This is a genomic window from Dactylosporangium sp. NPDC049742, from assembly GCF_040674675.1.
In the GTDB taxonomy this organism is placed as follows: domain Bacteria; phylum Actinomycetota; class Actinomycetes; order Mycobacteriales; family Micromonosporaceae; genus Dactylosporangium; species Dactylosporangium maewongense.
In genome coordinates this window covers 118962-143943 of record NZ_JBFANF010000015.1, presented here as the reverse complement: position 1 = coordinate 143943, position 24982 = coordinate 118962, and the positions used below count along the sequence as shown (strand labels likewise).

The following is a 24982-nucleotide window of genomic DNA, read 5'->3' as shown; positions in this document are numbered from 1 at the left end:
TCATCGGTATGCCTTCTCCCGCTCGGCCCACATGGTGAACAGCAGCAGGATCCAGATCTCACGGGCGTGTTCGGCCACGCCGCTGAGGTGGCGCTCGACGATCTCGTTCACCGCGTCGAAGCGCAGGTAGCCCTGCCGCCGCAGGACGTCCCGGCACAGGTACTCGCGCACCAGCGGCCGGAACTCGCCGCGCAGCCACTGCGGCAGCGGGGCGTTGAAGCCCTTCTTGCCCATGGCGAGCGTCCGCGGCGGCAGCAGGCCGGCCATCGCCTGCCGCAGCAGCCGTTTCGGTTGCCGGCCCGGGAACTTCATCGAACCCGGCAACGAGAAGGCGAACTCGAGCATCGACGTGGCCAGCAGCGGAACCCGTACCTCCAGGGAGTGCGCCATGCTCACCCGGTCGACCTTCGTCAGCACGTCGTCGGGCAGGTAGACGTGGGCGTCGGTGTACTGGAACCGGGTCAGCCGGTCGAAGCCGGCGCCGGCTTCGTAGTGCGCCTCGTGCGTGTCGTACGTGTCGCACAGCTCGGCGAGCACGTCCGGCTGCAGCAGCCGCGCCTTGTGCGCCTCCCGGAACACGACCCGCCACAGGTAGTGACTGCGGCCGGGCTCCTCGAGGGCGTTGTCGGCGAAGCGACGGGCCTTGAAGTCGAAGCTCGCCCTGGCGCTGGAGCGCGGAAGGAAGCGCAGCAGGCCCGGCACGATCCCGGCCGTCACCGCGCGCGGCAGGTGGCGGTAGTAGCGGGCGTACTTGTCGGCCTGGTAGGTGAGGTAACCGGCGAAGAGCTCGTCCCCGCCGTCGCCGCTCAACGCCACCGTCACGTCCCGGCGGGCGAGGCGGCACAGGTAGTAGGTGGGCACCATCGACGGGTCGGCGAACGGCTCGTCGAAGGCCGGCAGGATGTCGTCCACGACGTCCGCCGCCGCCGGTTCGACCACGAGCTCGGTGTGCTCGGTGCCGAACCTGGCCGCGGCGAGGGCGGCCCCGGTGCGTTCGTCGTACGACCGGTCGGCGAAGCCCACCGAGAAGGTCTTCAGCGTGGCGTCGGGCAATGCGCGCCGGGCGGCCGCGACGACCGTGCCGGAGTCCATGCCGCCGCTGAGGAAGAAGCCCACCGGCACGTCGGCCGTCAGTTGCTGGCGGACGCATTCGACCGCGAGGTCACGCAGGATCGCACTCGCGCGGGCGGCGGTGAGGTGGCGCCGCTGCGGCACGTCGGCGAGCGCCCAGTAGCGCTGCACCGTGCAGCGGTTGTCCTGCCAGACCAGCGTCGTGCCCGGTTCGAGCTTGCGGATCTCCCGGTACATCGTCCGCGGTGCGGGCACGTACATCAGCGACAGGTACGCGCTGAACGCCTGCAGGTCCGGTGTCCGATCGGGGATCGCGCACAGCACCGCCTTGATCTCCGAGCCGAACACGAGGCCGTCGGGGCGCTCGGCGTAGTGCAGCGGCTTCACCCCGACCCGGTCGCGGCACAGAACCATCCGGTGCTGGGCGCTGTCGTACAGGGCGATGGCGAACATGCCTTCCAGGTGCCGCGCGAAGCCGGTGCCGAACTCCTCGTACAGGTGCGGGATCACCTCGGCGTCGTTGCCGGAGCGGAAGGTGTGGCCGCGCGCGGCGAGGTACTGCCGCAGCCTTTGATGGTTGTAGATCGCGCCGTTGAGCACCGCGTGCACGGTGCCGTCCTCGGACCGCACCGGCTGCCGGCCGTGCAGCACGTCGATGACCGCCAGCCGCCGCACCGCCAGGCCGGCGGTGGCCGTGATGAAGAAGCCGTCCTCGTCCGGGCCCCGGTGGGCGAGGCTGCCACACATGGCGCGCAGCCGGTCCTCGTCCACGGCAGGCCCGTCGTCGGCCACTACGATTCCGGTGATTCCGCACATGAGTCCTCCGCCTCGGTCGATCGATGAACAGGCGAGCGCGGTCAGACCGGTGCGGGTTCGGCCGGCCGGTGCGAGGGCACCGGCACGTGCGGCTCCCACAGCCCCACCTTCTGCGCCGACAGCCGCACGAGGTACCGGGGGCCGAGGACCAGGTAACGCCGCCACAGCCGGCGCGGCTCGAGGACCAGCCGCCACAGCCAGGCCAGGCCGTTGCGTTGCATCCAGCGTGGTGCGTAGCTCAGCAGCCCGGCGTGATAGTCGAAGGCGGCCCCGACCGCCAGCAGCGGCATGGCGAGCAGCGGCCGCATCGCGTGGACGAACGACTCCTGCCGCGGGCAGCCGAGACCGACCAGGACCAGGCGGGCTCCCGATGCGTTGACCCGTTCGGCGATGCGCGCGTACTCGCCCGGCTCGGCGTCACGGAACCGCGACGGTTCGGCGCCGGCGATCCGCAGCATCGGGACAGTCCGGGTCAACGCCCCGGCCAACCTCGCGACGGTACGCGGCGTGGACCCGTACAGATAGACCGGCAACTCCTCGATGGCCGCACGCCACAGCACCCGGTGGGTCAGCTCCGGCCCGCTCACCCACTCGCGCAGCTCAGCCTGGTGCAGCAGGTTCAACGCCCACCGCACCGGCTGGCCGTCCGGGACGATCACGTCGAAGGCGTTGAGCCGGGCGTTGTGCCGCCGGTCGGACACCCCGGTCATCACGCCGTGCGCGGCCAGCGCGGTCAGGATGAACGGGCGCTGCTGCTGGGCGGCCGCGAACACCTTCGCGACCGCCGCGTCGTAGTCGATGACGTCGACCAACACCCCCATGACGCTGCGTTTTCCCGCGTCGACCAACGCTCTTCCTTCCTCCCGCCCCGCCGGCACGCGCCGACCACGCCGGTCGGGTCGAGGCAACGAACGCGAGCCTCGACTGCGGGATGCTGAGCGCGCCTGTACCCACGCGGTTGCCGACAAACGCCGGACGGCGGCAGAGCGGAGGTGACTTGCGGTGGGCGATCGCGTCACCGCGACGTCATGCCGACGTGCCCCTCGACCCGCCACACGCGTTTTCACCTGCGGACCCGCCGCCCGGCCCGGTGTGGGCCCTTATGCTGGCGAGGTCACGCCCGACGCACGACCGTCCATTGTGGACGCGACTCGGTCCGGCCGGGCTGTCCGGCCAGGCTGGAAGCGCTGATCGATCAATCGGCTTGCAGGGCGTCCCGGACCTGTGGGGTCGGCGGGGAGGTGACCGCCGGCGGTCGTCCGCGCAGCGCGTCCCAGGCGGCCTTGCCGCTGGCGAAGTAGTCCCGCACGGCCTTGCTGGCCAGCAGGCCGGCGGAGCAGCCGCCGCAGCGGGCGTTCACGCCGTCGGTGTCGATGCCCACCTGCCGGCACAGCGTCACCGCCCGGGACAGGTGGTAGGCCTGGGTGACCACCAGGGCGCGGGTGACGCCGTAGACGTCCCGCGCCCGCACGCACGTGTCGTAGGTGTCCAGGCCGTGCGGGTCGGCCACGATGCGGCGCGGGTCGACGCCGAGGCCGGTCAGGTACGCGGTCATCACGGCCGGCTCGTCACCGGACTCGCCGCCGCCGTCGCCGGACACCAGGATCACCCGGGCGCGGCCACTGTCCACGAGCGCGGCGGCGGTGTCCAGCCGGCCGGCCAGGCGTGGCGCGGGCGTCCGCCTGTCCGCCGCCACCTCGCCGCCGAGCACGATGACGACGTCCGCGGCCGGCGCATCCGCCTCGTCGTGCACGTGCCCGCGCGCGGCGACCTGCGTCCACAGCCATGGCGCACTGGTGAGCAGCAGCGCGGCAGCCGCGCTGAGCACCACCCGCCGACGCCACCGGCGCACCGGCTTCGCCTTCTCCCGCGCGTCCGTCATGCGACCTTCCAACCTGGCCGGTTACCTGTAGGCGGCGTACTGGACGCTGGGGGACCAGCGCCGCCAGAAGGGTAGCGGCAGGCAGCCAGCCGGGACCTCGTTTCCGATCTCGGTCTCCACTGATCCATCGGCGAGCGTGACCGAGACGGCCGAGCGGCCGGGAGCGAACACCTCCCGGACCCTGCCGGCGATCACTGAGCGGGCGATGTCTTCGAGCAGGGCGAAGTCTTCCGGGCCGGCGTCCAGTTCCCATCGGCCGCCGTAGTCACCGACCTGCAGGATGAGCCCATCGGAGAAGTCCATCCATCCGAAGGCACAGGCATCGGGTCTGCTTGGCGTGATGCCCACCGATATCCCGCCCAGGAAGCGGTCGACCTCCACAGTCGCGACCCCGGCCAACTCCTGTGCCAACTGCCTCGCGACTTGCAGAGTTGGTGTCCGGGGCGGCTGGTCGGTGTCGGGTTCGTCCTGGCCGTGCTCATCGGTCACGCGGTCAGTCTGCCAAGCACCAGGGGTCAGGCTGCGGAGCGGTACGAGATGCGCAGGTCGCCGCAGGAGAGGGTGCGGGAGCGGCGGCGTTCGGTGATCAGGTCGGCGGCGAGGCGGTCGAGGGGGACGTCGGGGGCGCTGGCCAGTCGGGCCGCGACGATGCGCAGGGCGAGGGGGAGGCCGCCGCACAGTTCGACGAGGGTCTGCAGGGAAGGTTTGGAGGCGGCGGTGATGCCGGTGCCCGAGATCGTGGCCAGGAGGCGGATCGCGTCGTCGTCGCTGAGGGGGGCGACCTCCACGTGTGCGGTCGCGTCCAGTGCGGCGAGCTTCCGGGCGCTGGTGACGATGACGGCGCTGCCGCTCGTGGCGCTCAGCAGGGGCCGGACCTGGGCCTCGTCGGCGGCGTTGTCCAGGAGGATGAGTAAGCGGCGGTCCGCCGACGCGGAACGGAACCGGGCCGCCGCCTCCTCGACGTCGCTGGGCACCTGGCCCGCCGGGGCGCCCAGGGCCCGCAGGAACCAGCCGAGCACCTGTGCCGCGCCCGCCGTGCGCAGGTCGGCGTACAGCTGGCCGTCGGGGAACACCGGGATCAGCTCCGTCGCGGCCCGGATCGCGACCGCGGACGCGCCCGCGCCGCTCGGACCGTGGATCGCCACGACGGTCGGCATCCCGGCCCGCTTCCCGGCCGGCACCGCGCCCTCGCCGCAGCGCGACGCGACGGTGGCGACGAGCGAGGCGACCTCCCGGTCCCGCCCGATCAGCGTCGGCGGCGAGACCGGCAGTTCCCGGGGCGTCCAGGTGGTGACCGTGTTGACCATGGCCCGGGGCGCGACGACCGGCCGCAGCTCCGCCCGGGGGCGCGCGACCGGCCCGCCCAGCGCCGGGTCGCGGGCCAGCACGGCCTGGTGCAGCTGGACCAGGTCCGGCCCGGGTTCGACGCCGAGGTCCTCGATCAGGACGGTGCGGGCGCGCTGGAATGCGGCCAGGGCGGCGCCGACGTCACCGACCCGGTACAGCGCCAGCACCAGATGCCCCCAGAGCCGCTCCCGCAGCGGGTGGCTCTCGGTCAGCCGGCGCAGGTCGGCGATGAGGTCCGCGTCGCCGTGCGTCTGTTGCCGGGCGTTGATCCACTCTTCGACGACGGCCAGTCGCTGCTCGTCCAGCGCGGACAGCCGCCGGTCGAGGAACCTGGAGCGTGGCACGTCCTCGCCCGCGGCGCCGTGCCACAGGTCCAGGGCGTCCCGGAAGTACGTCGCCGCCCGGTCGGGCTTGCCGTCGGCGAGCGCGGCGTACCCGGCGCCGGCCAGGTTCGCGAAGACGGCCGTGTCCAGCTCGTCGTCGTCGACCTCGATCAGGTACCCGGGGGGCCGGCCGTGCACCCGGGGGCGCCGCCACCCGTCGATGATGGCGCCGCGCAGCCGGGACGCGTACGTGCGGATGTTGGAGACCGCCGAGTTGGGCGGCTCGCCGTCCCACAGCACTTCGAGGAGTCGCTCCATCGGCACGACGTGGCCCCGTTCGAGCAGCAGCGCCACCAGCATCGCGCGCTGTTTGCTGGGTCCGAGCGGCAGGGACTCCGCACCGCACCGCACCGCGACCGGTCCGAGCAGCTGAAATTTCACGATTGCTCCCCGTGGACAGACAGATGTTCGTCATGGTCTTGCACGAACATGTTCAATATCTGCTGCAAAGTTCGCAAACGCGCGACGGATTGTAAAGACCTCGCCCCCTGCCGGAAACAGTGCGCGGCCGCGCGGGGACTTGGATCAAGCCGGGGCGGCGGCCGTCATCGGCGATCCGCCGGACCGGTGCTGAACAGGCCTGCGATGTCGTCGGCCCACACGACCAGCAGCGCCCCGATGACGCCGGCGAACCCGGCGACGATGAGACCGGCGGGCTCGGTCCCGCCATCCGCGAGACCCAGCGCGGCGAACGCGGTGAGGATCACGTTGCGCACGAGGTGCTCCGGTCCCAGCCGCCGCTCCGACACCCCGAAGCAGCGGCACGGCGCCTGATCCCCTCGCCGCAGCGCCAATCCGACGACGGCGGTGAATCCGACCGTCATCGCCAGGGCGGCCACGGTACCGGCGAACGCCGCGCCCGGCACGACGAGCAGCACGGCGATCGTCAATTCGGCCACCGGTACAGCGGCAGCCACCGCAATCCTGTCGGTCAATGCGTGCGCGGCCGGCAGCAGCCGGGCCAGGGACTGCCGGAACCCGGCAAGGTCACGCAGCTTCGCCACCGCCGCGACCGCGAAGGTCACGCAGAGCAGCACCTGGGCACCGAACGCCACATACCCCATGCCCCCGCACGGTACGTGCGGCCGGCATACACGACATACATCGTCGATACATCCGGCGCCTTCGCCGGGAGGGTTCGAAACGAGCTCCGGCCGTGCCTGCCCGATGGTGAACGGGCGGGCACGGCCGGGGGCCTGGATCAGTTCTCAGCAGCTACCGCAGGGGTTGTAGTACGTGGTGACGCCCTGACCCTCGCAGTAGATGCGCCACCAGTACTGGTACGCGCCGGCGCCGCAGTAGTTGCAGCCGTGGCCGCCCGCGAAGCACGCCGCCTGAGCCTTTGCCTTGGGGGCAACAATGCTCAGCAGCCGGTCGCTGATGGTGTTCATGGTCTTGACCATTTTGGCCCTCCTTTCGTCCAGGCCACGCTAAGGAGGATCGGTACATTCCCGATGATACGAGCCGTATATCGCGGAGCCGCGGAAATGTATCGGGGAGGTACCCGCAATGTATCCGCGCTGAATACCGTCACCCGGCATGCCGACCTGCCCGAGGAGTTGCTGATGGGTCTTCTTACCGCCGCCGTGGTGATCGTAGGCGCATTGTGCGTGATCGATCTCCTGCTCACCGTGGGTGTCATCCGCCGTCTCCGCGAGCACACCGAGCTCCTCGCCAGCAGCGCCCAGCGCGTCGTGGGTGGCGGCCCGATGCAGCTGCTCGAGGAGGGCACCCAGGTCGCCGACTTCGCCGCCACGACCACCGACGGCGAGCCGATCTCCCGCGAGATGCTCCCGGCCACGAGCGTCGTCGCCTTCTTCTCGCCGGGCTGCAAGCCGTGCGGCGCGATGATTCCCGAGTTCACGAAGTACGCCGCCACCCTGCCGGGCGGGCGCGCGCAGGTCATGGCGGTCGTCGTCGGGGACCCCCGGCAGGCCGGTGAGTACGCGGGCCTGCTCACGCCGGTCGCGCGCGTCGTCACGGAAGGGTTCGAGGGCCAGATCTCCGAGGCCTTCAAGTCCCGGACGTACCCTGCGCTGTACGTGCTGGACGGTGAGGGAAAGGTCGTCAGCAGCGGCACCGAGATGACGGTGCTGCCGAAGCCGTCGATGCGATGAGGCGCAACGCCGCCGAGGCGGGGAGGCTGGTCTGGCGTACCGCTCCCGCCCTGACCGTCTTCTATGGACTGACCACCCTCGTCGAAGCGGTCGCTCCCGTCACGGTGGCGTGGCTGACGAAGTCCATCCTCGATCGGCTCGTCGGTGACGGGCCGATCGCGGCGCTCGCGGCCGCGCTCGCGGCCGCCGGCGTGGCGGTCGCCCTGGTGCCGCAGCTCGGACGGTTCCTGAGCAACGACCTGGGCCGCCGGGTGAGCCTCGGCGCGTCGAAGCGGCTCTTCACGGCGACCGATCGGTTCGTGGGCCTCGCGCCCTTCGAGAACCCGTCCTTCCTCGACCGCCTGCGCCTCGCCCAGCAGGGCGTCAGCTCCGCCGGCAACCTCGTGACCGGGGTGTTCGGGCTCGGCCGCAGCGCGGTGAGCCTCATCGGGTTCCTCGTCGCGCTCACCGTGATCAGCCCGGTGGTGACCGCCGTCGTCGTGGTCGCCGCAGTTCCCTCGCTCTGGGCCGAGTTCGGGCTGTCGCGCAACCGCGCGGGCGTGATGTGGCGGATCGCGCCGCACCAGCGCCGTGAGTTCTTCTACAGCCAGCTGCTCGCCACCGTCGAGGCGGCCAAGGAGATCCGGCTCTTCAACCTCGGGTCGTTCCTGCTGGGACGGATGCTCGGCGAGCGCGGCACCGCCGATGCCGCCGAGCGGCGGATGGATCGCAGGGATCTGCTCACGCGTGCGGGACTGGAGGTCCTCGGCGCCCTCGTCACCGGCGGCGCGCTGGTGTGGGCGCTGCTGGCCGCCCGCCGCAGCCAGCTGACGATCGGCGATGTCTCGATGTTCATCGTCGCGGTGGCCGGGGTCCGCTCGGCGCTGAGCGGACTGATCCGGGATGCGGCGGGCACCCACCAGATGCTGCTGATGTTCGGGCACTTCACCGAGATCGTCCACAGCGCCCCGGATCTCACGGTCGCGGCCGAGCCCGTTGCGCTGCAAGGCTTGCGGGGCTCGATCGAGCTGCGTGACGTCTGGTTCCGCTACAGCGACGACCATCCGTGGATCTTGCGCGGGGTCGATCTCACCATCCCGCACGGCGCCGCAGTGGCGCTCGTCGGGCTCAACGGCGCCGGCAAGTCCACCGTGGTCAAGCTGCTCTGCCGCCTGTACGACCCGACGAAGGGCGCGATCCTCTGGGACGGCACCGATCTGCGTGACGTCGACCCGGCCCGGCTCCGCGAGCGGATCGGCGCGGTCTTCCAGGATCACATGGCCTACGACTTCACCGCCGCCGACAACATCGCCGTGGGCGACCTGACCGCGCTGGACGACCTGGACAGGATCAGCGCGGCGGCGGTCCGGGCCGGCGCCCACGACAAGCTCGCCGCCCTCCCCGGCGGTTACGGCACCATGCTCACGCGGATGTTCGCGGCCGGGCAGGGCATGGACGGGCCCGACACCGGAGTCATGCTGTCGGGCGGTCAGTGGCAGCGGGTCGCGCTGGCCCGCGCCTTCCTGCGCGACGGGTGCGACCTGATGATCCTCGACGAGCCCAGCTCCGGGCTCGACCCGGAGGCCGAGCACGACGTCCACGAGCGCATGCTCCAGCACCGGGCCGACCGCACCAGCCTGCTGATCTCGCATCGGCTCAACGCGGTGCGGGAGGCCGACCGGATCGCCGTGCTCGACGAGGGCGTGATCACCGAGCTGGGCGGGCACGACGAGCTGATCGAGGCCGGTGGCGTCTACGCGCGGCTCTTCAAGATGCAGGCGAACGGGTACACGTCGTGATCCTCGTGTCGATCGCCGTGTCGATCGGCGTGGTGCTCGGCCTGGTGGCGGCGGCCGCGATCTGGGCGGGCCGGCGCTTCGTGGTCGTCACCGTCGACGGCGGCAGCATGCTGCCCGCCTTCACCGACGGCGACCGGGTGCTCGTGCGCCGGGCGCGGCTCGGGCGCATCCGCACCGGCGACGTCGTCGTCATGCGGCACACCCCCGGCCCGCACACGATCTATCACGTCATCAAACGGGCGGTCGCCGTGCCCGGCGACCCGGTGCCGCGCGACCGGGTCCCGCCGCTCGCCGACGTGCCGGAGCACACCGTACCGCCGGGAAAGCTCGTCCTGCTCGGCGACAGCCCGATCAGCACCGACTCCCGGCACTACGGATACGCCGAGGAGCGGCACCTCCTCGGCGTGGTCGTCCGCCGGATGGTCACCTCGGTCCCGCCGCGGTGAGCGCCCGGCAAATAAGAATGGTTCAGGCAATACAATAGGCGTGGTTCAGGCAAAGGAATTTGATTGGTTCAGGCAAATGCTTCGGAATGACCGCGCGAATGCCCTCAAAATGGAGAGCGCGACATGTTGCGGGTTTCCTTTGTTGCATTGATCATGAACAATTGCTGGCATGAATTTAACGCCCACAGGGTGGCCCGCCATGGTGTCCAGCCGTGCCTGGCCGCGAACCGCCACCTTCGCCGCCGTCGCCGTCGCGGCGCTCACGCTGCTCGTCGGGGTGTCCGCCGCACCAGCCGCCGCGGGCGGCACCGGAAGCACCGGTAAGAGCACCGGCACGTCCACCGTCACCGGCGCCAACTCGAACGTCGCCGCGAAGCCGCTGCCGGCCGCGCCGTCGCACGGGCCGAACGTGCAGCTCGGCACGGGCTTGCCGCTGAAGCCGGCCGTGCCGCAGCGGCAGTCCACCCTGGCCGCCGCCTGGCAGGTGTCCCTCAACGTGCCCGGCATGGCGCCCACCAGCGAGGGTGTGATGACCGCCGTGTTCTGGGTGACGCAGAACGCCCGCATCACGGCGACGGCGAACCAGGACGTCGGCCCGACGCCGTACTACATCCGGATCTACCGCAACTCCACGCAGTTCGCGATCTGCGGCACCGGCACGTCCTGCTCCATCGACGCGACCAGTTCGGTGATCGACTCGGCCTGGTTCAGCGCCGACATCAGCGACGCCGCCGGCAACAAGATCGTCGCGTCGAACCCGCCGTTCGTCCTGGTCGACTGGCACTCGACGACCGTCGGGCTGAGCACCAGCCAGACGACGACCAGCATCGGCAGCGCCGTGACGCTGACCGCGACGACGGCGTTCGACGTCGGTCCGTCGCCGTTCTACACCCAGATCTTCGACCTGACCACCGGCGCCCGGGTGCAGATCTGCGGGACCGGCACCAGCTGCTCGGTCAACATCGCCCAGTCGAGCGCGACGACGCACAGGTACCGGGCATTCGTGTCGCACAACAGCGCCACCTTCCCGCTGCCGGCCGTGCAGGCCACCAGCCTGATCAACTGGGTCACCTGGTCCAACAGCGGGCTCCGGGTCAGCCTGACGGCGCCGGTGTTCACGCAGACGACCGAGACGGTCACCGCTACGGCGAACTCGAGCGTCACGCCGACACCCTGGTACATCGAGATCTTCGACGCTGACACCGGTGTCCGGATCGCGTTCTGCGGCAATGGGTCGGTCTGCTCGCTGACCGGCTACACCCCGCCCACGCCGAACGTCGACACCCACCTGGTCGCGTTCATCTCCAGTCTCAGCACGGCCTTCCCGCCGGCCAACATCCAGGCGTCGTCCAACGTGGTCACGACGATGCACTACGTCCCACGCTGACCGCCGCGAGACCGGGGCCGGCGGTCCGGGCCATCCGACACGGCGGATGACCCGGGCCGCCGGCGAGCGTTCACGACTGATCCGGAAGGGCCCGCCCAGGCTCGCGGAGCGCCCGCAGGCGGATCTCGTCGTAGGCGGCCGGCGCGCCCGCGAGCCGGCGCAGCTCCACGGCCCGCTCGTGGTGCGCGACCGCCGCGTCCCGGTCGGCGCGGGCGGCGGCCAGGTTGCCCAGCTGGCTCCAGCCGGTCGCCTCGTCCATCGGGTTGCCGAGCGCCGCGTTCATGGCGATGCCCGTGCGGGTCAGCTCCTCCGCACGGGCGGCGTCGCCCCGCTGGGACGCCAGCATGCCCAGCTGGTGCCAGGTCGCCGCCTCGCCCGAGCGGTCGGCGAGCTGCCGGTACAGCTCCAACGCCAGCAGGTGGTGCGTCTCCGCGTCGTCCAGGTGGCCGCGGCGCTGGGCCACGTTGCCGAGCTGGTGGTGCCCGACGGCCGCGTCGCGCCGGTTGCCGAGGCGTTCCGCCTCCGCGAGCGCCAGGCGGTACAGGCGCTCCGCCTCGGTCAGGTCGCCCTCCGCCTCGGCCAGCAGACCCAGCTGGTGCCAGATCGCCGTGACCGCCGCCGCGTCGCCGAGCTCCTCCGCGATGTCCAGCGCCTGGTGGTACTGCCGGGCGGCGTCCCGCAGGTCGCCCCGCTGCTGGGCCAGCTCCGCGAGCTGGTGCAGCTCCCGCCCGACCGCCTGGCGGTCACCGAGCGCCTCGGCCATCGCCAGCGCCGAGGTGTACCGCGCCCGCGCCGTCGTGAGGTCGCCACGCAGCCGCGCCAGCAGACCCAGTTGATGGTGGGACGCCGCGACCGTCGCCTCGTCCGCCGGGAACCGGTCCATGTTGCGCTCGAACGCGGCCGCCGCCTCGGCGTGCTCGCCCCGCAGGTACGCCAGCATCGCCAGCTGGTGGTGCACCAGGGCGGTGTCCCCGGCCGACCGGTACAGCCGCTCGGCCTCGTCGTGGTCGCCACGGTCCTGGGCGACGCGGCCCAGCTGGAAGGCGGTGGCCGCCCGGTCCGGCGCCAGGCGGATCAGGCGCTCGGACTCCGCGACGTCGCCGCGGCGGTACGCGATGATGCCCAGCTGCCCCTCGAAGCGGCCGCGCGCCGGGTCGCCGGCGGGCAGCAGCCGCAGGGTGTCGTGGATGACGCCCGCCTCCACGTCCCACGCGCCCAGCGTCTCCAGGACGGCGCACAGCTCGCCCGTCACCTCGACCGCCTGCGCCACGTCACCCGCGGCGAGCAGGTGGTGCCGGGCCTCGGTCAGGTCGTGGGCGTCACCCGCCGCGGACTGCGGCCAGCTCAGCACCCGCCAGCGCCGGAACGCCGCCGCCCGCCGGTGCGCCCCGGTCATGTCGGCGAACGCCCGCAGGCCGGTGGCGGTCGACCGGTGCACGAAGAACTCGCGCATCAGGTCGTCGCCGTCGACGAGTCCACTGTGGACCAATGCGGTCAGCGCGTCGCCCATCTCGGGCGGTGGGCGCAGGCCGGGGCGAGGCAGCCCGCCGCACGCCTCGACCACCTCCATCAGCTCGGCCTTGGCGAGCACAGGGCTCTCGGAGTCGCCCAGCACGTCGTTCAGGTCGGCCACCGTCGCGCCCAGCCGGTCCAGCAGCAGCCGCAGCGCGTGCTTGTGCGGTGTCACCGCCGCGTCCGGGTCGGTATGGCCCACCGCGTGCGCCACGCCGTACAGGTCGACCGGCGAACGGTGGACGCTCAGCCCCACCAGCAGGTCGACCGCCCCGGGGACCCGCGACAACCGGGCCAGGTGCTCGCCGAGCAGGATCTCCTCCGTGGCGACGGCGACCACCGCGGCCATCGCGGCGTCGCCGTCCCCGCCCCCAGCTGCGGTCGGGGTCGGGGTGGCCGCGCGCGCCAGCCGGCGGGTGACCTCGCTGGTGCGGCCCTCGCCGTCGCCGAGCAGCGCGTCCAGGTACTCCAGGGACCTCGGGTGCCCGCCGACCGTGCGCCACACCGACTCCGGGTCGCCGTGGCGGTCGAGGTTCGGCAGCGACCAGATGAGCTTCTCGGTCTCGGCGAAGCTCAGCGGCGGCACGGTCTCGCGGCGCAGCCGGTCCTCCGCGCCGCCCGGCAGCCGCACCGGGAACCGGGACGTGACGAGCAGCCGGCACCGGCCCGGGTCGCCGGCCAGCTCGGCCAGCAACGCCGCCAGTCCCGGGTCGGTGACCGTGCCGGTGCCGTCGTCGCCGACGTCCAGGTTGTCCTCGAAGTTGTCGAGCACCAGCAGCACCGGCAACGTGTCGAACACGTCCTCGCGCAGCAGCCGCGACCTGTCCCGCCACGGCTCCGCCACGCGGTCGGCGACCCGGGCCGCGTGCGCCACGCGCGGGTCCACCGACTGCGACCGCAGCAGCTGCACCCGTACCGCCGCGGCGACCGCGCCGAGCACACCGTCCACTGTGGCCGGTCCGACGACCGTCGCCAGCAACCAGCCCGCGCCCAGCGACACGACCAGCTCGGCGGCCAGGGCGGTCTTGCCGATGCCGCCGATGCCGCTGAGCATCAGGCCCGCCCACCGGTCGCCGGTGAACACCTGTGGCAGCACCCGCAGCTGGTGCCGCCGTCCCACGAACGACCGCCGCGCCCCCAGCCCGCCCAGCCGCGGCATCCGCACCGGCGGCGCCGGCACCTCGGCGGCGCCGTCGACGACGGACAGGTCCGGCTGCCCGCACAGCAGCGTGACGACACCCCACTCGTCGTACACCGCGAGACCGTCGTGCGACTGCTCCAGCGTGCGCTGCACCGACCGGCGCGCGTCACCGACCGCCCGGGCCAGGTCGAGGTTCCGGGTCAGCCCGGCGTACACGGCGGAGAACAGCAGCGTCGCGTACCGGTCGGTGACGCTGGTCTGCGTGCCCACCACGGCCCGGGCGCCCCGCTGCGCGAGCCGCGCCGCGTACGACGGGCCCTGCCCTTCACCGTCCACATCGGAGTAACAGGCCGCCAGCGCGAGCACCGGCGGCATGCGGCCCGGCGGCACCGCCTCCTCCAGGAAGACGTCGGCGGTGACCGGGCGGGCCGCGCCGTGCTCGTCCTCCAGGTACAGCACGCCGGGCGCGCCGTGGGCGGAGATGTGCAGCACGTGCACGCCGCCCGGCACGTCGAGCGCCTCGCGGATCGCCGCCGTCGTCGCGAACTCCACGACGGACACCCGCGCCCTGCCCCGCCGGGCCCCGCGGACCGCCGCGAGCACGCTGCGCAGCTCGTGCTCGTAGTTGAGCAGCGCCCCGCCGCCGTGCTCCGGCGCCGCCACCGCCACGACGATCCTCAGCGGACCCGGCAGCGCCTCGCCGCGGTCCGCCCCGCCGAGGCGGTACACGGTCACGAGCGGGTGCAGCGCCAGCGGCCGGCCCGACACCGGGTCGGGCAGCGCTTCCCACGGCAGCGCCGCGAACCCGGGCGCGTCGACGGCGAGCCGCACGTCGAGCGTGCCGGCGTCGGCCCGGCGGACCAGGTCGGCGAGGGCTTCGGCGACGGGCGGCGGCAGGAAGGACTCGGCGAGCAGCCTGCCGGCCTGCCGCAGCGACAGCCGCCCGCCGCCCTGCGCGGGCAGGTCGCGCGAGCGCTGGTGCGCCGCCCGCGCCCGGCCGCGGCGCACGTCCTGCAGGGCGTTGACCAGCCCCGCCTTGACCCCGCCGTGCGGCGCGGACACGTCGGTGGTGTCCGTCCGCAACCGCACGGTGGACGCGTTCACGGTCAGCGACGCATCAAGGCTCACGGGGAGACTCTGACGGACCGTTCGCGGTACGGAGGCGAACGGCGGGACAGGGGTGAACGGCGGACCAAGGTTCAGGCGGCGGAGGTGCGGACCAGCGTCCTGATCTGGCGCAGCACCACCGAGATGGCGGCCAGGTCGCCCAGGGAGCCGCCGAACTCGCCGATGGCGTTGCGGGTGCGGGCGATCAGGACGGCGTTGCTCTGCTCCCACTCGTGGACGCGGGTCTCGGCGTCGGCGTCGGGGGCCGTCGCGTTGAGGACCTCCGCGGTCAGGGCGGCCAGCGCGGCGTACAGGTCGTAGCGCAGCGCCATGCGGGCGAGCGTCTGCCAGCGGTCCCCGCGCGGCAGGTCGGAGATCTTCGACAGCAGGTCGTCGACCCGGAACCACTCCGACAGCACGTAGTAGACCGTGGCGACCTCGTTGACGTCCTGGCCGGCCTGCGAGGCGACCTCGACGATGTCGAGGAGGCCGAAGCCGTACGCGACCCGGGTCGTCATGTCGGCGATCTCCGCCGGCAGGCCCAGCCCGCGCAGTGTGGCCGCGCTGGTGTGCAGCGCCTCGCGCTCCTGACCGCGGAACAGCGAGTCCAGCTGCGGCAGCAGGCACGAGATGCCGGGGCGCAGGTGGGCGATCTCGCCGGGGACGTCGATCGGCAGGCGCCGGTTGGAGACCAGCCAGCGGACCGCCCGGTCGAGCAGCCGGCGGATCCTCACGTTGACCGCCGTCTGCGCCTCCGTCGGGACCTGGTTGTCGAGGGACTCGACGGCGCGGCGGAGCTCGCCCAGCCCGTACACGTCCCAGATCACCACGGACGCCCGGAGGATGTCGGCGGCGCCGGCCCCGGTCTCCTCGGCGGCACGGTGGAAGAACAACGGGCCGCCGCGGTTGACGGCCTCGTTGACCACCTGCGTGGTGACGATCTCGCGGCGCAGCGGGTGCTCCGCCATCGCCTCCACGAAGCGCTCCCGCAGCGGGGTCGGGAAGTAGTCGACGAGCACCCCGGTGGTCCACTCCTCGTCGGGCAGGCCGGAGTCGAGGATCTCCTGCTCGAGCACGATCTTCACGTAGGACAGCAGGACGGCGAACTCCGGCGAGGTCAGCGCGACGCCGGTCACGGCCCGCGTGTCGAGCTCCTCGTCGGTCGGCAGCGCCTCCAGGGAGCGGTCGAGCTGACCGCGGCGCTCCAGGTCGGCGATGAGCCGCTTGTGGACCGGCAGCAGCGCGCGGGACTGGGCGCGGGCGTTGCCCAGCGTGGTGGCCTGGTCGTAGTTGTCCTTCAGGACCAGCTCGCCGACCTCGTCGGTCATCCCGGCGAGCAGCGCGTTGCGGTCCTTCGGGTCGAGCGTGCCGTCGACGACCGCGCGGTCGAGCAGGATCTTGATGTTGACCTCGTGGTCGGAGCAGTCGACGCCGGCGGAGTTGTCGATGAAGTCGGTCGCGACGCGGCCGCCGCCGAGCGCGAACTCGATCCTGCCGCGCTGGGTGAGGCCCAGGTTGCCGCCCTCGCCGACGACCTTGGCGCGCAGCTCCCGGCCGTTGACCCGGATGTAGTCGTTGGCCTTGTCGCCGACGTCGATGTGCGACTCGGCGGTGGCCTTGACGTAGGTGCCGATGCCGCCGTTCCAGAACAGGTCGACCGGGGCCGACAGGATCGCGTGCATCAGCTCGTTGGGCGTCAGCGCGGTGACCGCCGCCGGGAGGCCGAGCGCGTCCCTCGCCTCCGGCGAGATCGGGATCGACTTCGCCGTCCGCGGGTAGACGCCGCCGCCGGCGGAGATCAGCGACCTGTCGTAGTCGTCCCACGAGGACCGGGGCAGCGCGAAGAGCCGGGCCCGCTCCTCGAACGACGTCGCGGCGTCAGGGTCAGGGTCGACGAAGATGTGCCGGTGGTCGAACGCGGCCACGAGCCGGATGTGCCGCGACAGCAGCATCCCGTTGCCGAACACGTCGCCGGACATGTCACCGACCCCGACCACCGTGAAGTCGGTGGTCTGGGTGTCGACGCCGAGCTCGCGGAAGTGCCGCTTGACCGACTCCCAGGCGCCCCGGGCGGTGATGCCCATCTTCTTGTGGTCGTAGCCGGCGGAGCCGCCCGAGGCGAACGCGTCGCCCAGCCAGAACCCGTACTTCACCGAGATCTCGTTGGCGATGTCGGAGAACGTGGCGGTGCCCTTGTCCGCGGCGACCACCAGATACGGGTCGTCGGGGTCGTGGCGCACCACGTCGGGCGGCGCGACCACCTTGCCGCCGTCGAGGTTGTCGGTCACGTCGAGCAGGGCCGAGATGAACAGCCGGTAGCACTCGACCGCCTCGTCCCGGTCGCCCGGCTTCTCCTTGAGCACGAACCCGCCCTTGGCGCCGGATGGCACGATGACCGCGTTCTTCACCACCTGCGCCTTGACCAGGCCGAGGACCTCGGTGCGGAAGTCCTCACGCCGGTCGGACCAGCGCAGCCCGCCCCGCGCCACCGCACCGAAGCGCAGGTGCACACCCTCGAACCGCGGCGAGTACACGAAGATCTCGAACCGCGGCCGCGGCGCCGGCAGGTCGGGGATCGACTGCGGGTCGAGCTTGAACGCCGTGTACGACTTGGGGCGCCCCAGCTCGCCGCGCTGGAAGAACGAGGTGCGCAGGGTGGCCTGGATGACGTGCAGGAACGAGCGCAGGATGTGGTCCTGGTCGAGGCTGGTCACCGTGTCGAGGTCCTCGTTGATCGCCGCGACCATCTCCTTCGACCACTCCCTCCGCGCCGTCTCGGACAGGTGCAGCCGCAGGTCGAAGCGGGCCGTGAACAGGTCCACGAGCTTCGAGGCGATCGCCGGGTACTGCAGCAGCGTGGTCTCCATGTAGTCCTGCGAGAACACCGTGCCGGCCTGGCGCAGGTACTTCGCGTAGGCCCGCAGGACGACGACCTCGCGCCAGGTGACGCCGGCCTTGAGCGCCAGGGCGTTGAACCCGTCGACCTCGGCCTCGCCGTGCCAGGCGGCGGAGAACGCGTTCTCCAGGTCGGGGCGCACCTCGGTGATCGCCCGCGCACCCGGCGGCAGCTGCAGCCCGAAGTCGTAGAGGTAGATGGTGCCGTCGGCGCGGACGATCTCGTAGGGCCGCTCGTCGGTGACCCGCACGCCGAGGGAGTGCAGCACCGGCAGGACGGCGGACAGGATCATCGGCCTGCCGTAGCGGAGCACCTTGAACCGGATGTCGCTCTCGGCCTGGCGGCGCCGGTAGACGTGCATGACGAGCTGGCCCGGCTCGTCGAGCAGCTCCAGCTTGGCGACGTCCTGCAATGCCTCATACGGCGTGTACTCGTTCTTGTACGTGTCCGACAGCGCGCCGCCATACCGCTGGTAGAGCAGCTTGGCCTGCTGCTCGTCCTCGAGGTTGCGCTCCAGCACCAGCCGGAAGTCGTCGTCCCACATCCGGGTGGCGTTGGAGAGCCGCTCGGTGAGGCGGCGGACGTTGATGTCGCCGGGCGGGTTGCCGGGCTCGGTGCGCACGATGAGATGCACCCGGGCGAGCTTCGACTCGCCGACCCGGGTGGCGTAGTCGACGCCGACGCCGTTGAGCTCGGCGAGCAGGATCTGCTGGATGCGCAGCCGGTTGGCGGTGGTGAACCGGTCCCGCGGCAGGTAGACCAGGCAGGAGATGAACCGGCCGTAGGTGTCGCGGCGCAGGAACAGCCGCAGCTGCTGGCGGCCGGCCAGGCGCAGCACGCCCATGACGGCCTGGACGAGCTCGTCGGTGGTGATCTGGAACAGCTCGTCGCGCGGATAGGTCTCCAGCGTCTCCAGCAGATCCCGGCCGGAGTGGCTGCGCGGCGACAGCCCCGAGCGCTCCATCACCTCGGCGACCTTGCGCCTGACGACCGGCAGGTCACGGACGCTGGTCCGGTAGGCCGCCGACGAGAGCAACCCGAGGAACCGCTTCTCCCCGACCACCTCGCCGTCGGCGTCGAACAGCTTGAACCCGATGTAGTCCAGGTAGGCCGAGCGGTGCACGGTGGCCCGCGAGTTGGCCTTGGTGATGATGATCAGCCGCTTCTCCATCGCCTTGGCGTAGGCCTCGGCGGTCATCGAGCTCAGCACGAGCGGACGGGTCTGGTCGGCCCGCAGGATGCCCAGGCCCGAGCCGAGCACCGCCTCCAGCAGCTCCTCGCCGCCGTCGCCCTTGACCAGTCGGTACTCCCGGTAGCCGAGGAACGTGAAGTGGTCGTCCACCAGCCAGCGCAGCAGCTCGACGGAGTCGGTGACGTCCTTGTCCGGCACCGGCAGCCGCGCGCCGCCGAGCTGGTCGGCCAGCGCGAGCGCCCGCATGCGCATCTTCGGCCAGTCCTCGACCGCCTCACGTACGTCGTCGAGCACCCCGGCCAGGCCGTTGCGCAGCTCCTCGAGATCGGCCTCGGCCCGGATCCGGTCGACCTCGATGCGGATCCAGCTCTCCACGATGTCGCCGGGCGCGGCGTCCTCGGGCTCGACGCCGACCCGGACTCCCTCCAGCGCGCCCAGCGGCGCCCGCCGCACGACGACGAGCGGGTGCACCAGCATGTCCACGTCGATGTTGCGCGACGACAGTGCGCTGGTGACCGAGTCGACGAGGAACGGCATGTCGTCGGTGACGATCTCCAGCGACGTGCGGTCGGCGGTGCTCGTGCCCAGCCGCAGCTTCAGCTCGCCGGGCACCCGCTGCTGGGCCAGCTCCAGGTGCGACCGCGTGGCCTCGACCATCCAGGCCGGCTGGCAACCGGCGAGCTCCTCGTCTGGCACGAGGCGCCAGTAGCGCGCGACCAGCTCGGGGTCGGCGTCGCGGGCCGCCGCCAGGTCGACGGCCTCCGCGACCAGGTGCTCCGCGTCGGGCACGTACCGCTCCGGCTCGTCGTCCTTGACCGCAGGTCCGGTAGTGCCGGCGCTCACCCGGGTGGCTGTGGGCCGGTTCATCGGTCGTTCCCCCTGACCCACGGCACTGTGGGCAAGTGTGTTGATCCGTCTCAGCGGCGGTGGAGTGGCTCGTGGCCTGCTCCGAGCAGACGGCCAGGTCCGCTCGAAGAGGACAAGCAGCCACTTCCTTGTAGTGTCTCTCGGCCTGCCCGGACCGGCCAGGATCCCCGTTGCCGGCGCCCCGACGTCAGGTGCCGGCGTCAGGTGCCGTTGCCGATGGCGCGCTGTTGGGTGGCTTCGGCGATGGAGCGGGGGAGTGCGGCGAGGCCCGGCAGCTGCAGGCCGCCGGGGCCGTACACCAGGTGCGCGATGCTGACCGTGAGCCAGGGGGCCGCCGGCCCGTGCAGCATGATCGGGTCACCGACCTCGTAGCGCAGGACGAACAGCCACTGGGTGACGTCGCCCTGGAGCTCGGTGATGCCGTTGTGCCAGAAGCTCAGCCACCGGTTGCGGTAGTCGCACATCAGGCGCTGGTTGGTGAGGATGGTCCGGACGGTGGCGTGGTCGCGCCACTGGGCGGCCGCCTGGGCCGCCGCGCGCTGCTTCGCGGACGAGTTCGCGATCGCGGTCGCGGCCATCCCGGCGGCGACGAACGCCGCCGAGCCGAGCAGGAACGTGCTGTTGCGCTCGTACGTCACCGTGGTCCCGTAGAAGCGGGCGTAGCCGAGCATCGTGTCGGCGTACGCCACCTCACCCGGGTTCAGGCGCACCGATCCGGGCGGCAGCGCGGCCAGCTCGCCACCGGCGTGGAGATGCCCGTACAGCTGGCAGGCGCTGGACCAGCCTTCCCGCAGGGCGTGCTCGAGTCCGCCGTCCATCCTGTGACCCACGTGTTCCTCCAGCCTTTCCAGATCCCGGTGCTCAGCGGCCCGGCTCGTGGCGCCGCAGCGCCCACCTGGCGGCGCCGGTGAGCGTCACACCCTGCAGCGCGAGGACGCCCATCGCCCACCACCACGCCCCGGCGGTGTGCTTCCACAGCGCGTCCGCGCTCGGGTTCACCACCAGCGAGCGAAGGTCGACGGTGGCGGCCGCGGCGGCGTACCCCCACCGGGACGGTGCCAGCCACGACAGCTGCTCGACACCGGAGCGGCCGACCACTTCGAACAGCCCGCCGCAGAGCACCAGCTGCGCCATCACGAGCCCGACCAGGATGGGCATCGTCTGCTCGCCGGAGGAGACGTACGCGCTGACCAGCAGGCCGGTCACGGTCGCGACCAGCGCGGTCAGCCAGACCACCGCGATCAGCTCCAGCAGCGGCCAGCGCAGCGCGAGCGCCTCGTGGGCACCCGGCCGCCCGGCGAGACCGACGAGCACGAACAGGGCCGCCTGTACCCCGTTCACGACGCCGAACGCCAGCACCTTCGAGCCGAGGTACGCGCCCGGCGCGAGCCCGACGGCCCGTTCCCGGCGGTAGATGGGGCGCTCCCGGACCAGCTCCCGGACGCCGCCCGCCAGGCCGAAGAACACCGCGCCGATGATGAGCACGACGAGGAGCTGGGACGCCTCGGTACCGCGCGCCAGCGGGTTGTCCGGCCCGGCGAACCCGTTGTCGCCGGGGATGACGTGCAGCAGCGCGGCGAGGCCGAGCGGCAGCCCGAGCAGCAGGGCCACGTACATCCGGTCGGCCAGGGTGACGGCGGCGATCCGCCGGGTCAGGATCGTCAGCTGCCGCCACCAGCCCTGCCGGGCCGGCGGTGCCTGGGCCGGTGGCGTCGAGGGGGCGACCGGCCCGGCGGCGGCGGGCCGGGGCGTCACCCGGGCGGCGAACCGTGCCGCCCAGCCGTCGGGGTCGTCGTACACCTGCTTGAAGACGTCGGCGTACTCCTGCACGCCGAAGAACGGCAGCAGCTCGCCGGGCGGGCCGAAGTAGGCGACCTTGCCGCCCCGCCCGAGGACCAGCACCCGGTCGCAGACGTTGAGGTGCAGCGGGCTGTGGGTGACCACGACGACGGTCCGGCCCCGGTCGGCGAGGTCCCGCAGGCTCACCATCACGTCCCGGTCCAGCGACGGGTCGAGCCCGGACGTCGGCTCGTCGAGGAACAGCAGCGACGGCTCGGTGAGCAGCTCCAGCGCGACCGAGGTGCGTTTGCGCTGGCCGCCGGAGAGGGTCTCGATCCGCTGGTCCGCCTGGGCGGTCAGGCCGAGCTGGCCGATCACCTCGTCGATGCGCTGCTCCCGTTCCGCGCTCGTGACGTCGGAGCCGAAGCGCAGCGCCGCCGCGAACCGCAGGGCCCGGCGGACGGTCAGCGCCAGGTGCAGGATGTCGTCCTGCGGCACCAGGCCGATCCGCTGCCGCAGGTCGTCGTACTCGGCGTACAGGTCGCGGCCCTGGTAGACGACCGCGCCCTCGTTCGCCGGGCGGTACCCGGTCAACGCGCCCAGCAGGGTCGACTTGCCGGCGCCGCTGGGGCCCACCACGGCGAGCAGGCTGCACTCGTCGAGCGCGAAACCGACGCCGGCGAGCAGCCGCCGGCCGCCGGCCACGGTGACGCCCAACCCGTCGACGTGGAGCGAGACCCTTCCGGTGTCGACGTACTCCCGCAGCTGCGTGCCGTCGACGACGAGCTGGTGCCGCCCGAACGACAGCAGGTCGCCGGGGCGCAGGTCCGCCTCGGCGATCCGCCGGCCGTTGACGAACGTGCCGTTGCTGGTGCCGAGGTCGACGAGCCGCAGCCCGTCCGGCGTCCGCAGCAGGTCCGCGTGGTACCGCGACACCTGCAGGTCGTCGAGCACGATGTCGTTGTCCGGGGCGCGGCCGATCCGGGTGCGGTGCGCGGCCCGGTGGATCGCGGAAGGCACCCGGCCGGCCTCGAACCGCGGCCCGGACGCGGCGGCCGCCGGGTGGCTCGCCGCCGTGACCGTCGGCGGCGGCACCCCCGGGACCGGCTCCGGGCGCAGGGTGAGCGACGGGCCGTCGGCGGCGCCGAGCCGCACCTGGCACGGCCGGGTCAGGTCGAGCTCGTCGACCCGGACGCCGCCGGCGTAGGTGCCGTTGTGGCTGCCCAGGTCCCGCAGCCACCAGCCGTCGGCGCGGAGGGACACCTCGACGTGCTCCCGGGACACCCGGGGGTCGTCGACGACGATCCGGCACAGTGGGTCGCGGCCGATCCGCAGCACGGCCTCCGCCGGCGTGATGCGACGCTCGCCGTCCGGTGAGCCGATCAGGAGGGCCCCGGCGGTCACCGGCGACCCGGTCATGGGCCGCTCTTCGGGAGTCGCTTCGCCATCGCGGTGGCGAGCTGGATCGCGTCCGACTGGTAGCTGCCGTGGACGAGGTCCATGAAGGTCTGCCCCGTCACCACCACCTCGATGGCCGCCTGACCGCTGCGGACGAACACGATGGCGAGCTTGGTGCTCCCGTTGTCGCTGAAGATCCCGAGCGTCTCGTCGCCGAGCTTCGTGGTCTGCATCTCCGTCCACCCGCACCGGGCGGCGGTGCTGCGCAGCGAGGCGAAGAAGACCTTCGCCTCGTCACCGAAGAAGCCGGCGACGGCCGAGCCCACGAACGGGTAGCCCTCGGCGCCCGTGACCTTGAAGTTGTTCGTCTCGGAACCGGCGATGGCGTCCCCGGCCACCGCGCCGTCGGCGCACAGCTTCAGGCTGGACAGCCCGCCCTGGAGATAGTTCTCGTCGGACCTCGAGTTGACCGTGTCGCGTGACGCGCGCATCACCGTGGTGATGTCACCGACCGAGACCAGCGCCCCGCGCAGCTCCGTCACCGGCGGCGGGGGCTTGCTCTTGTCGAACGACCTGGTGGGCCTGGCGCCGGCACCGCCACCGGATCCCGGTTGACCGGTGGTGTCGGTGAGATCCGCCCCGAACTTGTAGGCGGAGAAACAACAAGCGACGACGAGCAGCAGGATCGCGCCGAAGATGATCAGCGGGGCCTTGGCGCCGCCCTGCTTCGGCGGCGGGGCACCGAGGTATCCACCGGTGGCCGGCGGGAACGGCGCCCCGCCGAGGCTGCCGGGCGGCATCGGGTAGCTCACCGGTTGCGGCGCGGGGCCGGCGAAGGAGCCGGGCGGCAGCCGGTATCCGGGCGGGGACACGGCCGTGGTCGTCGGCGGCGGCGCCGGGACCGGCGCCGGGAGCTGTGTCGGGAGCTGCGCCGTGCCGGCGGTCGTCTCCGGTGGCGGCATCCGCAGGGCGCGGATCCAGCGGGCGGCGCCGGCCGGGCGCGCGTCGGGCTGCGCGGCGAGCATCGCGAGGATGCCGCGCGCCTCCCGGTCCTTCCCCGGCCCGAGCGCCGACATCAGCCGCTGCGTCATCCCCTGTACGTCGCCGGGGATCGGCGCCTCGCCGGTCAGCGCGTAGTAGACGGTCGCGCCCAGCGTGTACCGGTCGGTCGCGGGGCTGTACTCGCCGCGGGCCAGCGACTCCGGCGCCATGAACGGGGCGGTGCCGAAGATCCGCGAGGTGCGGTCGGTGCCGCGCAGGCGGACCAGCCCGAAGTCCACCAGGTAGACCCGGCCGTCGGCGGCGAGCAGGACGTTCGCGGGCTTGATGTCGCGGTGGAGCACCGGGGCGCCGTTGGTGTCCTGCCCGCTGTGCAGGTAGTCGATCGCCTCGGCGACGGGCTCCAGCGGCGCCAGCACGTCGAGGCCCTGGATCTCGCCGCGCTCCAGCGCCTCCTGCAGGTTGCGGCCCTCGATCCACTTCATCACGAAGTAGAGCCGGCGCCCCGTGGCGGAGGCGCCCTGACCGGCGGGGTGCGGCGGCGGGCCGAGGAAGACCTCCTTCACCTTCACCAGCGCCGGATGCTCCAGCTGCGTGGCGAGCGCCGCCTGCAGCCGCAGCTCTTCCAGCTGCCGGTCCGCGACCGAGTCGTCGTCGATCCGGATCACCTTCACGGCGTACGGGAACGACTCGGCGCCGTGGTGCTCACGAGCCAGCCACACCTCGCCCTCGCCGCCCGCGGCGTGCCGCTGCACGAGCTCATACCGGTCGAGCGCGTCGGCCGGGCCGGCATGACCCGGGCCCCCCTCCATCGACACCAATCCACACCATTCTCTTGCGGCCCCTGGGCAACGGCCGCCAGTT

16 protein-coding genes are annotated in these 24982 nt (G+C 72.4%); 4 read left to right on the top strand and 12 right to left on the bottom strand.

The window, feature by feature from the left end; genetic code table 11:
• From asnB to AB0J72_RS20750, 7 genes are all read right to left on the bottom strand, one after another.
• Window positions 1-1887, bottom strand: a complete 1887-nt coding sequence (gene asnB / locus AB0J72_RS20780; RefSeq protein WP_363401006.1) for an asparagine synthase (glutamine-hydrolyzing) — start codon at window positions 1885-1887, stop codon at window positions 1-3.
• A 41-nt stretch (window positions 1888-1928) separates the two neighbouring features.
• Window positions 1929-2708 (bottom strand): WecB/TagA/CpsF family glycosyltransferase, encoded by a 780-nt coding sequence (locus AB0J72_RS20775; RefSeq protein ID WP_363401004.1) that lies wholly within the window; start codon window positions 2706-2708, stop codon window positions 1929-1931.
• A gap of 374 nt (window positions 2709-3082) precedes the next feature.
• Entirely contained in the window at window positions 3083-3769 is a 687-nt protein-coding gene (locus AB0J72_RS20770) for an ElyC/SanA/YdcF family protein (RefSeq protein ID WP_363401002.1), read from the bottom strand.
• A 21-nt stretch (window positions 3770-3790) separates the two neighbouring features.
• Window positions 3791-4258, bottom strand: coding sequence for a hypothetical protein (locus tag AB0J72_RS20765; protein ID WP_363401000.1), 468 nt, complete (start codon window positions 4256-4258; stop codon window positions 3791-3793).
• A gap of 26 nt (window positions 4259-4284) precedes the next feature.
• Window positions 4285-5880 carry a BTAD domain-containing putative transcriptional regulator gene (locus AB0J72_RS20760; protein WP_363400998.1) on the bottom strand — a complete coding sequence of 532 codons (1596 nt, stop codon included), beginning with the start codon at window positions 5878-5880 and terminating at the stop codon, window positions 4285-4287.
• Between the two features lie 164 nt (window positions 5881-6044).
• On the bottom strand, window positions 6045-6563 hold the full coding sequence (locus AB0J72_RS20755) for a MauE/DoxX family redox-associated membrane protein (protein ID WP_363400996.1): 519 nt from the start codon (window positions 6561-6563) through the stop codon (window positions 6045-6047).
• Window positions 6564-6707: 144 nt separating this feature from the next.
• Window positions 6708-6902, bottom strand: a complete 195-nt coding sequence (locus tag AB0J72_RS20750; protein WP_344508793.1) for a hypothetical protein — start codon at window positions 6900-6902, stop codon at window positions 6708-6710.
• A gap of 207 nt (window positions 6903-7109) precedes the next feature.
• On the opposite strand from AB0J72_RS20750, the gene AB0J72_RS20745 reads away from it, so the two are divergent.
• The 4 genes from AB0J72_RS20745 to AB0J72_RS20730 all read left to right on the top strand — a co-directional run bounded on the left by AB0J72_RS20745 (window position 7110) and on the right by AB0J72_RS20730 (window position 11227).
• Window positions 7110-7616 (top strand): TlpA disulfide reductase family protein, encoded by a 507-nt coding sequence (locus tag AB0J72_RS20745; RefSeq protein ID WP_363400993.1) that lies wholly within the window; start codon window positions 7110-7112, stop codon window positions 7614-7616.
• On the top strand, window positions 7613-9394 hold the full coding sequence (locus tag AB0J72_RS20740) for an ABC transporter ATP-binding protein (protein ID WP_363400991.1): 1782 nt from the start codon (window positions 7613-7615) through the stop codon (window positions 9392-9394). Before AB0J72_RS20745 ends, AB0J72_RS20740 begins: the two co-directional genes overlap by 4 nt.
• A complete protein-coding gene (gene lepB / locus AB0J72_RS20735; protein WP_363400989.1) occupies window positions 9391-9840 on the top strand; it encodes a signal peptidase I in 450 nt (149 codons plus the stop codon). The genes AB0J72_RS20740 and lepB overlap by 4 nt, the downstream gene beginning before the upstream one ends.
• A 199-nt stretch (window positions 9841-10039) precedes the next feature.
• Window positions 10040-11227: a hypothetical protein gene (locus AB0J72_RS20730; protein WP_363400987.1), complete on the top strand. Its 1188-nt coding sequence runs from the start codon at window positions 10040-10042 to the stop codon at window positions 11225-11227.
• Window positions 11228-11297: 70 nt separating this feature from the next.
• Here AB0J72_RS20730 and AB0J72_RS20725 read toward each other — a convergent pair whose 3' ends face one another.
• The 5 genes from AB0J72_RS20725 to AB0J72_RS20705 form a co-directional block, all read right to left on the bottom strand.
• Window positions 11298-15008, bottom strand: a complete 3711-nt coding sequence (locus AB0J72_RS20725) for a tetratricopeptide repeat protein (protein ID WP_363400985.1) — start codon at window positions 15006-15008, stop codon at window positions 11298-11300.
• Between the two features lie 71 nt (window positions 15009-15079).
• The gene (locus tag AB0J72_RS20720) at window positions 15080-19942 is read right to left on the bottom strand and encodes an NAD-glutamate dehydrogenase (RefSeq protein WP_363400984.1); all 4863 of its coding nucleotides are present in this window, start codon (window positions 19940-19942) and stop codon (window positions 15080-15082) included.
• A 200-nt stretch (window positions 19943-20142) separates the two neighbouring features.
• On the bottom strand, window positions 20143-20760 hold the full coding sequence (locus AB0J72_RS20715) for a hypothetical protein (RefSeq protein WP_363400982.1): 618 nt from the start codon (window positions 20758-20760) through the stop codon (window positions 20143-20145).
• 43 nt (window positions 20761-20803) lie between these two features.
• The gene (locus AB0J72_RS20710) at window positions 20804-23140 is read right to left on the bottom strand and encodes an FHA domain-containing protein (protein WP_363400977.1); all 2337 of its coding nucleotides are present in this window, start codon (window positions 23138-23140) and stop codon (window positions 20804-20806) included.
• Window positions 23137-24930, bottom strand: coding sequence for a protein kinase (locus AB0J72_RS20705; RefSeq protein WP_363401101.1), 1794 nt, complete (start codon window positions 24928-24930; stop codon window positions 23137-23139). Before AB0J72_RS20705 ends, AB0J72_RS20710 begins: the two co-directional genes overlap by 4 nt.
• Window positions 24931-24982: the final 52 nt, after the last annotated feature.

Excerpts from the sequence above, each read along its gene's own strand:
- AB0J72_RS20775 (WP_363401004.1), bottom strand. The coding sequence starts at position 2,708 with ATGGGGGTGTTGGTCGACGTCATCGACTACGACGCGGCGGTCGCGAAG.
- AB0J72_RS20715 (WP_363400982.1), bottom strand. The coding sequence starts at position 20,760 with ATGGACGGCGGACTCGAGCACGCCCTGCGGGAAGGCTGGTCCAGCGCC.
- AB0J72_RS20750 (WP_344508793.1), bottom strand. The coding sequence starts at position 6,902 with ATGGTCAAGACCATGAACACCATCAGCGACCGGCTGCTGAGCATTGTT.
- AB0J72_RS20740 (WP_363400991.1), top strand. The coding sequence starts at position 7,613 with ATGAGGCGCAACGCCGCCGAGGCGGGGAGGCTGGTCTGGCGTACCGCT.
- asnB (WP_363401006.1), bottom strand. The coding sequence starts at position 1,887 with ATGTGCGGAATCACCGGAATCGTAGTGGCCGACGACGGGCCTGCCGTG.
- AB0J72_RS20770 (WP_363401002.1), bottom strand. The coding sequence starts at position 3,769 with ATGACGGACGCGCGGGAGAAGGCGAAGCCGGTGCGCCGGTGGCGTCGG.
- AB0J72_RS20720 (WP_363400984.1), bottom strand. The coding sequence starts at position 19,942 with ATGAACCGGCCCACAGCCACCCGGGTGAGCGCCGGCACTACCGGACCT.
- AB0J72_RS20755 (WP_363400996.1), bottom strand. The coding sequence starts at position 6,563 with ATGGGGTATGTGGCGTTCGGTGCCCAGGTGCTGCTCTGCGTGACCTTC.
- AB0J72_RS20705 (WP_363401101.1), bottom strand. The coding sequence starts at position 24,930 with ATGGAGGGGGGCCCGGGTCATGCCGGCCCGGCCGACGCGCTCGACCGG.
- AB0J72_RS20710 (WP_363400977.1), bottom strand. The coding sequence starts at position 23,140 with ATGACCGGGTCGCCGGTGACCGCCGGGGCCCTCCTGATCGGCTCACCG.
- AB0J72_RS20730 (WP_363400987.1), top strand. The coding sequence starts at position 10,040 with ATGGTGTCCAGCCGTGCCTGGCCGCGAACCGCCACCTTCGCCGCCGTC.